This window comes from Treponema denticola ATCC 35405, assembly GCF_000008185.1.
GTDB lineage: Bacteria > Spirochaetota > Spirochaetia > Treponematales > Treponemataceae > Treponema_B > Treponema_B denticola.
In genome coordinates, this window is sequence record NC_002967.9 from 1,560,619 (window position 1) to 1,575,178 (window position 14,560).

The 14,560-nt window shown below is 33.7% G+C and carries 14 protein-coding genes; all 14 read left to right on the plus strand.

The window, feature by feature from the left end; all coding sequences use genetic code 11:
* The first annotated feature begins 173 nt into the window (after nucleotides 1–173).
* The 14 genes from TDE_RS07250 (at nucleotide 174) to TDE_RS07315 (ending at nucleotide 14,509) form a co-directional block, all read left to right on the plus strand.
* Nucleotides 174–1,451, plus strand: a complete 1,278-nt coding sequence (locus tag TDE_RS07250) for an ABC transporter permease (protein WP_002679164.1) — start codon at nucleotides 174–176, stop codon at nucleotides 1,449–1,451.
* Nucleotides 1,452–1,484: 33 nt separating this feature from the next.
* Nucleotides 1,485–2,621, plus strand: a complete 1,137-nt coding sequence (locus TDE_RS07255; RefSeq protein ID WP_002671214.1) for an ABC transporter permease — start codon at nucleotides 1,485–1,487, stop codon at nucleotides 2,619–2,621.
* Between the two features lie 27 nt (nucleotides 2,622–2,648).
* Nucleotides 2,649–3,341: an ABC transporter ATP-binding protein gene (locus TDE_RS07260; protein ID WP_002669030.1), complete on the plus strand. Its 693-nt coding sequence runs from the start codon at nucleotides 2,649–2,651 to the stop codon at nucleotides 3,339–3,341.
* Entirely contained in the window at nucleotides 3,338–3,787 is a 450-nt protein-coding gene (locus TDE_RS07265) for an FMN-binding protein (RefSeq protein ID WP_002679165.1), read from the plus strand. Before TDE_RS07260 ends, TDE_RS07265 begins: the two co-directional genes overlap by 4 nt.
* Before the next feature lie 18 nt (nucleotides 3,788–3,805).
* Entirely contained in the window at nucleotides 3,806–5,017 is a 1,212-nt protein-coding gene (locus tag TDE_RS07270) for an ABC transporter permease (protein ID WP_002679166.1), read from the plus strand.
* Between the two features lie 105 nt (nucleotides 5,018–5,122).
* Complete coding sequence (locus TDE_RS07275) at nucleotides 5,123–5,794, plus strand: DUF2259 domain-containing protein (RefSeq protein WP_002679167.1); 672 nt, start codon at nucleotides 5,123–5,125, stop codon at nucleotides 5,792–5,794.
* Between the two features lie 78 nt (nucleotides 5,795–5,872).
* Entirely contained in the window at nucleotides 5,873–6,718 is an 846-nt protein-coding gene (locus tag TDE_RS07280; RefSeq protein WP_002671202.1) for a fumarate hydratase, read from the plus strand.
* A gap of 14 nt (nucleotides 6,719–6,732) precedes the next feature.
* A complete protein-coding gene (locus TDE_RS07285; RefSeq protein ID WP_002669045.1) occupies nucleotides 6,733–7,296 on the plus strand; it encodes a Fe-S-containing hydro-lyase in 564 nt (187 codons plus the stop codon).
* A 5-nt stretch (nucleotides 7,297–7,301) separates the two neighbouring features.
* Nucleotides 7,302–8,330, plus strand: coding sequence for a citrate lyase ligase (locus tag TDE_RS07290; protein WP_002679169.1), 1,029 nt, complete (start codon nucleotides 7,302–7,304; stop codon nucleotides 8,328–8,330).
* Between the two features lie 17 nt (nucleotides 8,331–8,347).
* Nucleotides 8,348–9,763, plus strand: a complete 1,416-nt coding sequence (gene citX / locus TDE_RS07295; protein WP_002679170.1) for a citrate lyase holo-[acyl-carrier protein] synthase — start codon at nucleotides 8,348–8,350, stop codon at nucleotides 9,761–9,763.
* Nucleotides 9,764–10,086: 323 nt separating this feature from the next.
* Nucleotides 10,087–10,329, plus strand: coding sequence for a hypothetical protein (locus TDE_RS07300; RefSeq protein ID WP_002679172.1), 243 nt, complete (start codon nucleotides 10,087–10,089; stop codon nucleotides 10,327–10,329).
* Nucleotides 10,326–11,237 carry a hypothetical protein gene (locus tag TDE_RS07305; RefSeq protein WP_002679173.1) on the plus strand — a complete coding sequence of 304 codons (912 nt, stop codon included), beginning with the start codon at nucleotides 10,326–10,328 and terminating at the stop codon, nucleotides 11,235–11,237. Before TDE_RS07300 ends, TDE_RS07305 begins: the two co-directional genes overlap by 4 nt.
* Nucleotides 11,238–11,246: 9 nt before the next feature.
* Nucleotides 11,247–12,383 (plus strand): hypothetical protein, encoded by a 1,137-nt coding sequence (locus TDE_RS07310; protein ID WP_002679174.1) that lies wholly within the window; start codon nucleotides 11,247–11,249, stop codon nucleotides 12,381–12,383.
* A 2-nt stretch (nucleotides 12,384–12,385) separates the two neighbouring features.
* Entirely contained in the window at nucleotides 12,386–14,509 is a 2,124-nt protein-coding gene (locus TDE_RS07315; protein ID WP_002679175.1) for a hypothetical protein, read from the plus strand.
* The last annotated feature ends 51 nt before the right edge of the window (nucleotides 14,510–14,560 follow it).

Genomic DNA, 14,560 nt, shown 5'->3' on the forward strand with positions numbered 1-14,560 from the left:
TTTTTATGGGAGAAGTGCTAAACAGTTCGGTGCAAATGGCACCTCTCTGTTTAGCTGACGAGTTTGCCTTTCGGCAAACATCGCATTATTGTATGCGGTTTGTAAACAAACCGCTTGAAAAAACTTTTTTCGCAAATTAATATTTGCTGCAAAAAGTTTTTATAGGAGAAGTTATGTTTTGGAGAATGATAGCGGGGGCGCTTTTTAGACAAAAAGGAAAAATGGTGATGATAGCTTTTACCATTGCCCTAGGTGCAAGTCTTTCAACTTCTATGCTTAACACAATGCTTGGTGTAGGGGATAAGGTAAACCAAGAACTTAAAACATACGGAGCCAATATCAATGTTGCTCATAAAGAATCTTCTCTTTTAGATGATATTTACGGAGAAGAATCCGGAAACACAAAAAAATTCTTAAAAGAAGATGAATTGTATAAAATTAAAACCATATTTTGGGCATACAATATTGTCGATTATGCACCTTTTTTAAATGTGCAAGTAGATTATGACGGAGCGGATAAACCTGTCCGCCTGTCGGGTACATGGTTCGATTTTAGGATAGACTTACATACGGGGCAGGAAGTTATAACCGGAATAAGAAGAATGCGTACATGGTGGGAAGTAAACGGAAACTGGGTTTCGGATGATGATAATTCTTCCTGTATGGTAGGAAGTCTTTTTGCAGGAAGGAATAACTTAAAAGTAGGGGACGAGATAAAACTTACAAGTGCTGTAGCCTCTAAAACTTTAAAAGTCTCTGCAATTTTTAATTCGGGAAGCAATGAAGATGAGGTAATTTTTACTACATTGCATACGGCCCAAGAATTTTTAGGAAAGACAAATGTTTGTGAAAGCATCGAGGTAAGTGCTTTGACAACTCCCGATAATGATTTGGCAAGAAAGGCCGCAAGAAACCCTTTAAGTTTAACTATAAAAGAAATGGAAATATGGTATTGCACCGCCTATGTAAGCAGTATTTGTTATCAGATTCAGGAGGTTATAACGGATGCGGTTGCAAAGCCGATAAGACAGGTGGCCGAATCCGAAGGTGCTATCTTAAATAAGACAAGCTTGTTAATGCTTTTAATTACCGTTTTAAGTTTGATCGCTTCGGCTCTCGGTATTTCAAACTTGGTAACGGCGAGTGTTATGGATAGAAGGGCTGAAATCGGCTTAAAAAAAGCAATCGGGGCAAGTAATACGGCCGTTACCGTTTCGGTTTTAACTGAGGTTATGGTAATAGGAATTATCGGCGGTGCCGCCGGATATTTTGTAGGATTGGGTTTAACGCAGATAATAGGCCGAAGCGTTTTCGGTTCTGCAATTCCGCCGGCTCCCATGGTTATTCCTATTGTGGTACTTATAATTTTTTTGATCACCCTTTTGGGAAGTCTTCCGTCGGTAAGATATTTATTAAAGTTAAACCCCACGGAAGTTTTGCACGGAAAATAAACATTCCCGTTTAAGGTGTTAAGGATGTAAGATATGACTAAAAATAAGATGTATTTTAAAATGATAATGAGTTCTTTATTGCGGCGCCGTTCAAGAATGTTGGTGGCTTTAATGGCTATTGCAATCGGCTCAACCGTTTTATCGGGCTTATTGACAATTTACTACGACATTCCGCGGCAGATGGGAACGGTGTTCCGCTCATACGGGGCAAATATGATATTTCTTCCTTCCGAAAGCGATGCAAAAATAAAAAAAGAGCAAATCGATAAAATAAAAAAAGAAATCGACTCAGGTAAACTTGTAGGTTTTGCCCCTTATATTTATAAACCTGCAAAGGTAAACGAGCAGCCCTATATGATAGCAGCTACCGATCTTATAAGCGCAAAGAACAATAGTCCCTATTGGCTTGTACGCGGACAATGGCCTGACAAAAAAAAGGAAGTTTTAATAGGCCATGAAATAAGTAAGGCTATAGGTTTATCTATAGGAGATAATTTTATTGTAAACACTCCGAAACCTGACGGAGATGTAACCGTAAACGAGTTTAAGGTTTCGGGCATAGTTACAACAGGGGGTGTCGAAGAAGAATTTATCTTTATGAGCCTTGAGGATATAAAAAATATTGTCGGCTATAATGATGCCTTCGATGTAATTGAGTGCAGTATTGACGGAAACAGGGATTATCTTAATTTAATTGCCGAAAAAGTTTCAAATGATGTAAAAGGTATTACCCCCCGTCTTGTAAAGCGTGTTACCGAATCTCAGGATACGGTTTTAAGTAAACTTCAGGCCCTTGTTTGGATAGTTACCATTATTGTTTTGTTTTTGACTATGATATGTGTAACCACTACCATGATGGCCGTAGTTGTGGAACGCAGAAAAGAAATAGGCTTAAAAAAAGCTTTAGGTGCTTCAAATAAAAGTGTTGTTATAGATTTTTTGGGAGAAGCGGTTATGCTTGGGCTCATGGGCGGTATTTTAGGAATAGGGCTCGGTTACTTATTTGCAAATAATGTAAGTATAAGTGTTTTTGCAAGAGAAGTTTCCTTTCCCATAAGGCTGGCACCTTTTACCGTAATTTCTTCCATAGTTATAACTATTGTAGCCTCCCTCTTTCCCGTAAGGGCAACTGTGGATGTGGACCCAGCTCTTGTTTTGCGCGGAGAGTAATATTAATTTTAAGGAGAATTTGAATTTATGAATATTTTAACCTTAACCGAAATTTCTAAAATATATGGAGATCTTAAAGCCCTCGATAAAATAAATTTAACGGTTGAAGAGGGAGAGTGGCTTTCTATAATGGGGCCTTCGGGTTCAGGTAAAACCACATTGATGAACATAATCGGCTGTATGGATAAGCCTTCTTTAGGAAAAATTGATTTGGCGGGTCAGGACATTTCAAAGCTTTCTTCTAAAGAATTGACGATAGTCAGGCGGGATATGATAGGCTTGGTTTTTCAACAATTTCACCTTGTAAACTATCTTACAGCCCTTGAAAATGTTATGATGGCCCAGTACTATCACAGCCTCCCGGATGAAAAGGAAGCTCTTGAAGCCCTTGAAAGTGTGGGTTTAAAAGAAAGAGCCAAGCATCTGCCCAATCAATTATCGGGAGGAGAACAGCAGCGTGTCTGTATTGCCCGTGCTCTGATAAATCATCCCAAGCTCCTGCTTGCCGATGAACCTACGGGAAACCTTGACGAAAAGAATGAAAAACTTGTAATGGAAATTTTTGAAAAACTCCATAATGCGGGAAGCACCATCATAGTTGTAACCCACGATCCTGAGGTTGCAGATCAGGCTGAACGGATGGTTGTCCTTGAGCACGGTAAAATAGCAAGAATTGAAAAAATGAGCAGGGTAAGACCCTCAAGAGGAGAGAATGTATGAAAAATTATAAAATTATTTTGACTGCACTGTGTTTTATCTGTATTTTTTCTTGTTCAAAAACGGAAACAAAGAAGAGTATAAAATACAAAGACGGCGTCTATAAGTCTTTTGCCAATATTAAAGATGATTGGGGCGGAACAGCCGAGGTTGAAATAAAAATTGAAGAAGGTAAGATTGTTGAGTGTACGTTTTTGTCTTACGAAAAAAACGGCAATCTAAAAGGGCCTGAATACGGAAAGGTTGACGGAGTTATAAAAAATATGGGCCTTTATAAAATTGCTCAAGCCTCTGTTTTAAAAGCTGCGGAGTACGGTCAAAAATTAATTGAAACTCAAAATATTGATGATGTCGATGTAATTGCCGGAGCTTCAATTTCTTATAAACTGTTTAAAGATGCGGTTGAAAATGCATTGCAGGGTGCAATGCAAAATGCAAAAGAAAATTAAGGAAACCTCTAAAAAACTATGGAAAATTTACAAACAAAAAAACTGACCGTGTTTGAGCTTGCAAAATTAAATATCAAAAGAAAACCTTTTAGAACTGCAAGCCTAATTATTCTGACGGCTGTTTTAGCCTTTAGTCTTTTTGCAGGCAGTTTTTTGGTAAAAAGTTTAAGGGGCGGAATGTTGTCGCTTTCAAATCGTCTGGGTGCTGATATTATTGTCGTGCCCCAAGGTTATGACTCAAAGATTGAAAGCGCCTTATTGAGAGGGGAACCTAATAGTTTTTATTTTGATACGGAAGTCGTAGAACGTGTGAAAAAAATTGAAGGGGTTGAACTTGCATCTCCCCAGCTTTTTATTGCGACCCTCTCTGCAGGCTGCTGTTCTTTTCCTTTACAGATTATAGGTATCGATTTTGATTCAGATTTTAATGTAAAACCTTGGCTTAAAAAACAGATAAAACTACCTCTTTTGGATAATCAAATTGTAGCCGGAAGTAATATATCAGGTGATTATAATTCTCAAGTAAAATTTTTTAACCAACCTTTTGTGATTGCAGGCCGTTTAACTAAAACTGGAATGGGGTTTGATAATTCTATTTTTATGACAATAGAAAATGCAAGGAAGCTTGCAAAAGAGTACGAAAGAATTATGCAGCATCCTGTTGCAAAAAATGAAAATTTGATTTCAAGTGTTATGGTAAAGATTAATCCGAGATACGATGCAGGTGAGGTAGCTAAAAAGATAAGAGAAGAATTTAAGGGAGAAGAAATTTATCCTTTAATATCGAAGAGGATGATGACAAATATATCTTCAAGTATTTCAAGCTTAAATATCTATGTTTATATCCTTATTGCAATCCTATGGATTCTTTCATTTATCGTGTTGGCTGTTTCTTTTTCTTCGATTTTTAATGAGCGTAAAGAAGAATTCGGAATGTTGAGGATAATAGGAAGTACCAAAAAGAAATTATTTGAACTTGCGGTTTTAGAATCTCTTATGATAAGTATGTCGGGAGCAATTATAGGAACGGTTCTTTCATGTTTGATTATGTTTTTATTTAATCAGGCAATTGTTACAGGAATGAAGATGCCTTTTTTAAACCCTTCTTTTCTTTGGACATTTGTTTGCTTTCTTTTGACCTTTGCCCTTATTTCGGTAATAGGCCCCCTTGCAGCCCTTAAAACTATGTATAGTTTTACAAAAGAAGAACCGGCTTTATCAAAATCTTAAAAGCCTGATTTATTGCAAGTGTAAAAGTTTGACTTTATCTCAATTTTAAAAAGGCTTTAGTTATTTTTTTTTAAACCGATATTTTAAGCAGATGAGAGGTGTATTATGCGTAAAGCTATGATTTCTTTTTGTTTTATTTTTTGTTCTTTTTTTCTGTTTGCAGGCGATATTGCGACCTTTGTTAATTTAGGTTTTTCGGCTGACGGAAGTAAATTCGCTTTCGGGCAATACGGATTAACCGATCAAACCTACCGTGCCTATGCAGAAATTTATGGGGTAGATGTAGCAGAAAATAAGTTTTTACCTTCAGGACGCTTTATAACAAGTCCTACATCTGAAACGGCCGATAAAGACAGTAAAAATATATTTTTAAGCCTTTTGGATAGGGCAAATCCTTCTCTCTTAAGATGGAAAATAAGCGATAAAAATGAGGGAAGAGCTATTTATGCCGCTACGGATTCTACAATAAACGAAACTACCTTGATTTTTAAGGACTTTGAAACCAATGACGAGTATAAGGTAATGCTGTACAAGGATAAAAAATCCAATTTAGAAGCTTCCTTTTACATTGAAGTCGAAATCATCAAACCTAACGGCAATAAGATAAAAAAAGCAGCCGGTCAAAAAGGAAAAACCAGATCAGGTGTACGGGACTATGCAATAAAAAAAGTAATTATCGATAACACAAATACAAGCCTCATCTTTGTAATCGAAAAACATCAATATGATAAACTTGGAAACTCCATCCGCTACATGGTAGAAACTATTAAGCTGTGATTCTCTTCATCAATTGACAGTAATCTTTTAATGTTCTATAATTACCCCCAAGAATCACTTTTGGGGGTATTTTTGAGTATGCACATTGTAGAAGCAAAAAAAATTACGGAAGAAGTTAAGAGGATGGCTATTGAAGCCGCTTATTATCTTCCGCAAGATGTATTGACAAGTTTAAAGATGTCGCGGGAAGCTGAAAAATGGAGCTTAGCCCGTGATACTCTCGATCAGATTATAGAAAACGCCGATATTGCAAAAAATACGAATTCGCCCATGTGCCAAGATACGGGAATGGCCGTAGTTTTTGTTACGATTGGACAGGATGTTCACATTGAAGGCGGCTATATTGAAGATGCTATAAATGAGGGCGTAAGACAGGGTTACACGGAAGGTTATTTAAGAAAATCCGTTGTTGCCGATCCGGTTTACAACAGGGTAAACACAAAGGATAATACTCCTGCCGTAATTCACTATAATATCGTACCCGGCGATAAACTTCATATTATGTTTGCAGGAAAGGGCTTCGGCTCAGAGAACATGTCCCGCCTTGGAATGCTTAAACCCTCCGACGGCCTTGAGGGGGTAAAAAAATTCATATTGGAAACTGTAGAACTTGCAGGTCCCAACCCCTGTCCTCCCATAGTTGTAGGTGTCGGAATAGGCGGTACCGTAGATAAGGTAACCTTGATAGCAAAAAAAGCCTTGATGAGACCGATGGATAGTTATAATCCCGATCCTTTCTATGCCAACCTCGAAAAAGAAATGCTTGAGAAGGTAAACGCCTTAGGTATAGGCCCCCAAGGTTACGGAGGCAAGACTACGGCTTTAAGGGTTTTAATCGAAACCTATCCCACACATATTGCAGGTCTTCCTATTTGTGTAAATATAAACTGTCATGCAACACGCCATAAGGAAGTTACTTTATAAGGGAGGAAGGAAAAATGTCTGAGATGAAAAAACTTACAACACCCTTTACAAGGGAAGATTTAAAAGATGTTAAGGCCGGAGATATTGTTTTATTGAACGGCTATATTTATACGGGAAGAGATGCAGCTCACAAACGCCTATGCGAACTTTTAGAAAAGGGAGAAAAACTCCCCATAGATGTAAAGGGGGCTGTCATGTACTATGTAGGACCGAGTCCTGCAAAGCCCGGAGAGCCCATAGGTTCTGCAGGGCCTACAACCAGTTACCGAATGGATGCCTATACACCTCAGCTTTTAGATGAGGGGCTTATGGCTATGGTCGGAAAAGGAAAAAGAAACGATGAGGTAGTTGCAAAAATAATAGAACATGGAGCTTGTTATTTTGCCGCCATCGGAGGAGCCGCTGCCTTGATTAAAAGCCGAATTAAATCGGCCGAAGTTATCTGCTATGAAGATTTGGGAGCTGAAGCTGTCCGTAAGCTCTATGTTGAAGATTTTCCCGTAACCTGCATAATCGATTCTAAGGGGAACAACCTTTATAAACTGGGACGCGAAGAATACTTAAAAAGCCTAAACTAAGGTAGATGACTAATTTACAAAAAATTAACCTAGAGCTTAAAAGTCAAAAAGAAAAATTTACAGCTCTTTTAAAAGAAAACGGCCTTATTGCGGACTCCCTTGAAAGTGTTTACGGCATTTTTGATGAAGCCGACAATTTGGCCGCTTGCGGAGGGCGGGAAAAAAATATCTTAAAATGCTTTGCCGTAAAAGATGAATTTAAGGGTCTTGGTCTTACCGACGAGATTTTATCGGCCCTCTTAAAAGATGCTTACGGAGAAGGTTATAAGTTCTTTTTTATATTTACAAAAAGATCAAGCGTTTCCTTTTTTACGGGGGCAGGATTTATAAACTTAGCCTCATCGGATGATTCTTCCTTATTATACAGGGGAGAAAAAACCGTAGAGAAGGTTTTAAAGAATGAGCTTTTTCCTTATTGCCCTGACGGTATACTTGGCAGTATAAGCGATGAGGGAAATGCAGCTATAGTTATGAATGCAAATCCCTTTACCCTCGGCCACAGATATTTAATAGAAAAAGCCTTAGACTATTGCGGAAGTAAGAGCCGCCTTTTTGTTTTTGCCGTTGAGACAGACAAAAGTTTTTTTTCTTTTAATGACCGTTTTATGCTTATCAAAAAAAATACGGAAGACCTAAAAAATGTAGTAGTGCTTCCCTCATCTCAATTTTTAATAAGCGGGGCGACATTTCCGTCCTATTTTTTAAAAGAAAAAAGTTTAATAAGCAAAAATCAAACTCAGCTTGATGCAAGGATATTTTTAAAATACTTTGTACCTCTTTTTAATATTAAAATCCGCTTTTTGGGAGAAGAACCCTTAGATCCGAGTACCGAAATATATAATCAAACTCTATTGAATGAGCTTCCTCCTCAATGTGAGGTAAAAATAATTGAGCGTAAAAAAACTCAAAATCAGCAAATCATTTCCGCAACGCAGGTTCGAAAGGCATTTCAAAATAATAGTCTTGAAGAAGTACGTTCCTTTTTACCCGAAATAACTTATAATTTTTTAAGGTCTTTAAAACAAAAAGACTAATTGATACCGGAGAAAAGATGAGCTTATCCTTATTGGAAAAAAGAGAGAAAACCGACTTTTTTGAAAAAGAACTTTTAAACCGTTTTCCTTTTAAAACACTTGTAGTAATCAGGGCCAATATGCCGGGAGGAAAGAAGGGCTCAATCGAATCGAATTGGATTGTATACCGCATTTTTTTGGAATGTAAAAAAAAGATGGCTCCGCTAAAAATTTTTCATTCCTACACCGATGAAGAAGGCTTAATCTTTTTTTTGATTGTAGATGCTCCGCCCTTGGAAGTGAAGGCTTTAAGCATAAAAATTGAAGATGATGAAGCCCTAGGCCGCCTTGCCGATATCGATGTTTTAACTGCGAAAAAACTTTTTTCGCGCAATGATTTTCCCCATGAGAATAAGAGGCGGAAATGTTTTTTATGCGAAAAAGATGCCGTTATTTGTGCGAGGAGCCGTGCCCATTCCCAAAAAGAAATAATGAATTTTATCTTAAAAAAAGTTCATGAAGATTGGTCTTACGATGGGGATATTTTTGAACTTTTGGGTAATTTAACCGAAAGCTCCCTCCTTGCAGAGCTTTGCCGTCCATTGGGCTTCGGCTGTGTTACGGCTAATTCTCAAGGTTCCCACAAGGATATGGATTTTTTACTCATGCTAAAATGTATTCCCCTTATAGGGAGTGCAATTAAAAATTTAAGCGGAAAAGATTGCGAATCCTTTGAGGCTTTGCGTGAATACGGAAAAAAACAAGAAAAAAAACTTTTTGATTTAACGGGCGGGGTAAACACCTATAAGGGTGCCTTATTTTTGCTTCTTATCTTAAATGCCTGCACATTCCGTATAATAAAAGAAAAAAAAGCCTTTACCGATTTAAGCAAAGAAATTGCAGACTTTTCTCTTCCCCTAAAAAAAGATTTTGAGCTTAAAGCCTGCTCCCCGTCTTCTTTACAAGCCTTTAATAATTTGGGGAGCGGGGGAGTGAGGGGCTTAGCCCTTTCAGGTTTTGCAGAACACTTTCAAAATTGGCTACCCCTCTATAAAAAAACTTTTTCGGAAGGCGGGGACTTTGTAAAAATTATTGTTAAGATGATTGAAACTACCTGCGATACTACAATTATAAAACGCAAGGGCGAAAAAGCCCTACTTGAAGTACAAAAAAAAGCTCACAGTCTCCTTTGCATAGAGGAAGGGCCGGCTCAAGAAAGAGCTATAAAAGAATTTTCCGAATGGTGCGAAAAAAACAATATCTCCACAGGCGGCACCGCCGATAAAATTATCATTTTGTACAATCTGAAGCTGATAAGGGAGATTTTTAAAGATTTAATAAGTAAAACCGTCAAAATGCCGGAAATTTCTCCTCTTGTTAAAGAATTAACCGGTATTATAACTGAAAGTGATTTAGAAAGTATAAGCTATATGAATCGAAAAATTCTTCCTTGACAAAACTACAAAAAACGTATATACTTTGACGAGTATCAGGTTTGGAGGAGGTGTTTTTTATGAATTTTATTAAAAATGATCTTAATAAAGTAATGTGTGAATTTACTCCCCCCCCCCCCCCCGATAAATTTTTATCGATATAATTTTATCTATATATCAATATTAAATAATATAAACATAATATTACATAATAAGCTTTTTTGTATTTTACAGGCATTGCCTGAAATTTTACAAAAAAGCTTTTTTTATTTGCTCAACAGGACTTCTTGTTCTGCAAATAGATGTTTATCTGCGGTTAAAATTACCGCAAAAGGAGTTTTTAGATGCCGATGATGCTTAATCTTGAAAAAGAGCTTATAAGAATAAGCCCTAAAAACGGTAAACACATTGAATACTCGCCTAATCAGGGACAAACTTGGTATCTGCGTTTTCAAGGCTATCAAACCGGAGTCTTTTACGACATTGCAGACGGCGGAAAAGAGCTTTTGGCAACAACCGAAAACGGCCTTTTTTATTCGCTAAACAGGGGTATGACCTGGTATAAGAGGGGAGGAATGGGAAAATGAGAGAGAAGAAATTAAAAAAAATGATAATAATGATAATAAAATGGAGCATATTGCTTACTTTTATTTTAATGCCTGCATACTCATTATTTAAGTATGCTAATGATCTTGTAGAGTTTGAAGGTGGTGTAAATAAGCAACTGGATGGAAAAATTATTAATAAAAGTGAGGTTACATCTATTTTGTCCGATATCAAAAATAGGTACTTAGGTTTAGCTATAAGTAAGATAGATACAAAATTAAGTGATAATATACCTCTTGAAGCTCGTAAATATTTGTTATTATTTTCAAAATACTATAAGTATAAAAATAGAACTCTGTTTGATGAAGCTGCAAATGTAGTTACAGATATAGCGGGATATATTCCTAAGATTGGTGATTATTTTGAAAGAGACATTTTAAAACCTGAAGAATATGATAATCCCGAATATTTTTTTGAACATTTAATTGATATGACTTCATATCTTGAGAGTATAAATTTAAGTAAATCGGATATATATGCTTTTTCTGAAATAATACCGTATTATTGTATAAGCAAGCATGAATTATATAATATTAAAACTGCAAAATTATGTGATTTGTATTTTAAAAATATTACCGAGCCTAATGGTAGTGTATTATCTAAAGAAGGAGCAATAATTGCCTGCATACAAATAAGAAGTTTATATGAAACTCGTAATTCAAATGAAGCTGAATGGAAAAGTTTGCAAGATCATATTGAAAAATTGCGAGATATTGATTTTCAAAACTACTTAGGTGAAAATGGCCGATATCCTTTACAGGCAGAATATCTTAAGAATTTTTATGATCACCTTTCAAATTTACGTAATAGTGGGAAGTTAACAAAGGCTTTAGGTGGAAATTTTTGGAAAAAATATCGTTTTGATGAAACGATACCTGAATTATATTGAGGAGTTTTTATGGATTTTTATATTTTTGAAAAAAATGAAAAACAGTTATATAAGGTTTGTTGGTCTCTTGCTATAGGAGTTTGGTTTCTATATCTATCAAGCGCATATAGATCTTCAGGTGGAAATATAAAATTTTCAATTTTACTTTTTCCTCAAAATATGGTTTTTATAATATTCGGTATTTTTCAAGCTTATAATTTTTATGAGATAAAAAAGGTTATAAATGAAGAGTATACAAATCATAAAGGATTTAAAGAACCTGCTTATATTTCATATATTAGATTGATAGCTGATAGCTTGATTTATACTTCTTTTTATACTATCGTTCTGTTTCCTATATCGGGAATTGGGATTGTTGAATATGTAATCGTAGCAATAGTCATTTTTTTCGATTTTCTATATAAGGTAGTTCCAAAAATAAAAAGTTTTGAAATTTCTATAGGACAATCACCAATCTTAGTACTTAGTTTTGGTGTACTCTTATTTTTAATTAAAATTATTGTTTTTTATTTATTTCCTGATAATATATATAATGAATTATTTGTTGGTAATTCAACAGCAAGATGGTTAATAGCTATTATAGGCGGCGGTGGTATTATTTTGTTACTTTCTCAGTTAAAAACGCGCGTTTTTGGCGGCACAAAAACTGCAAATAGATTATTTACTAAAATTATAGGTCTATTTGTTAAATTATTTACATTTGTCGGTACTACTTTATGCCTTATCTGTTCACCTATTGTATTGCTTGGTATTACTGCTATAACCATTATAGGCGGATTATTTTTTATTGAGAGTATTAAAAATGATATTATTAAATTACTTGAACCTTTTCTTCAAAAAATACTTACTACAGGAGAAAATAAAGTCCAGATAAGTAACTTATATCAAGTTTTTCAAATGATTTCTTTTGTACTTATTTTATTTCATCAATTATTGTCTTACTTTAATTTAAGAAAAAAAGCTATGGAAGTAGCGCATAAAAAATCTAAATGGATCACAAATAGACCTGATTTAAGTGCTGATTTTAAAGAGATTATAGACTACGATATTAGAAATAATCCTATTTTATTTGTTACAAAATATGATATTTATAAAAAGAAATGTCTTGAAGCTAATACAAAAACTAATTTGGAGAGGATTGAATAATTATGAGTAATTTAGAAAATCAATATGAGATGGTTCCAGAACAAAATAATATGCAAATATCTAATAATTCAAATATCGAAATTATTATTGCACAACCTATGATAGAAGATTATACTTTAGAAGATAATGATTATAGAGATATAATAAGATATACCAGAGATATTGAAATCGATGACGTTGATGATGAAGACTTTAAAACTGAACAACAAAAAATAGGTTTAAAAAATGAGTTTGATAAGTTGGATTTTTGGAAAAAACTTAAAATAATTGAAGATGAGAAAAATATCGCATTACATTTTATAAATGAACTAAATATAAATTTTAATCAAGTTTCTGAAAAAGATCAAATAATGAGACATTTAGCTATAATATTGGAAAATAAAAAATATCCTCATTTAACAAGTATTGATGAAATTATAATAAAATATTTTAATACCAATACAAATAATATTATATCAGATAACAAAATAACTGTAATAATGAGTATTATAAAAAATAATTCTTCTATAGACTCTATACAAACCTGTAAAAAAATTATTAAGTTAATTGATGCGACAAAAGCTAATTATTTTTTTGATTTAAATAATAAAAAACTAGATAATTTTGAAAAACAAAAAAAGGAATCTATATATTACTCCATAAAAAAAGTAAAAGATATATTAGATTTATTTACTAAAAATAGATGGTTTGCTCCTTTTGATAATATTATTCGTGATGTTAAAGATATAATAGAATGTATATTACAATATCCTGATATAAAGACTGAAATTGACAAAGTACTAAAATCTTTAGTTGAATATTATATTTTTGTAATAAAAAATAAGAATGAACTGTATTCTCTTACTGAAAATTTTTGTGAGTCATCTAATATTTTTGAATTATTATCAGCACATCATTCATCGGATGAATTTAAATATAAAGTATTTAATGAAGTAGATAATTTAAAATTTTTTCCTTACGATACAGTAAAGAAACTTCTATCGGATAATCATCAATTTAAGGGATTAAAAGAGAGATGTATTGATTATATATGTGAAGCTTATCAGAATATAAAACACCAAAACTATAAACCGATGATTAGAAATTGTATTCAAGATTTTATAATAGATGTAACACAAGATACAGAACTAAGAAACAAAGCATATAAAAATTTTTTAGCAATTATTCCTGAAAAAGATAAGAAAAGAGAGTTTATGAGTACTATTGTACCTGAACTCTTGAAGACTAGTAGAAATTTCACTACAAAAAAAGAATGTATTGTATGTAAAAATCAAAAAACTGTTTATTCTTTAAATTTAGCATTAAAAATATATAGGCTTGTTCGCAATAATCAAGATCAGGATTTTATAGATAAAAAAAATGAGTTAGTCGCTATGCTAAAAGAAAAAATATATACTGATGATAGTCAAATTTCAAAAGAAAAAAGAGACGAAATTTTTGATCTTTTTATTGAAAATACAGTTACTAATGGGAAAAAAGATATTAAAAAATTAAAAAAACTTACAAAAGAGTGTATAGAGCAGCTGGTAAATACTCAAAAAGATCGTGACTGCCATTGTGTATTTTGTAACTCGAATGCTGATAGCTATACGGTAAACAATTCGATACGTATTCTTGAGCTTTTTTCTCGAATTGATAATAATATAGCAAAAGAATTTAGTGATATTTATGATTTTTTAGATGGAAATATTTCAAAATTTATATTTCATAGAGTCTATGGCATTGATAGAACGATGAGAGAAAAATATTTTGATATTACTACTGAAAAAATGGATTTTGATAAACTAGTTGACTATAGTAAAACAATAATAAATGATTCTATATCTTTAAAAATAACTAATAATTCTGTTTGTATATTTTGTGATGACGGCAAGGATGTAAACAAATCTGTAGATAGTATTTTAAATTTTTATACTCTTTTTTCTAAGGCAACAAACAGCAATGATGATGAAATAATTGATATAAAAAATACATTAAAAGAAATGTTAATTTATGCAATAACGGATGTTTGTAACTACAATGAAAAAAAATCAATACTTGACAAGGTATCTTCAGATCTTAATTTTGAAGAATTTATAAATTTTATAAATCAAATTGTAAAAAATATTCTTGATAATAAAGACTAATCCCACCTTTGCGTAGCTTGCCGCCTAAAAGCGGCAAGCGTCTTTGCGTCC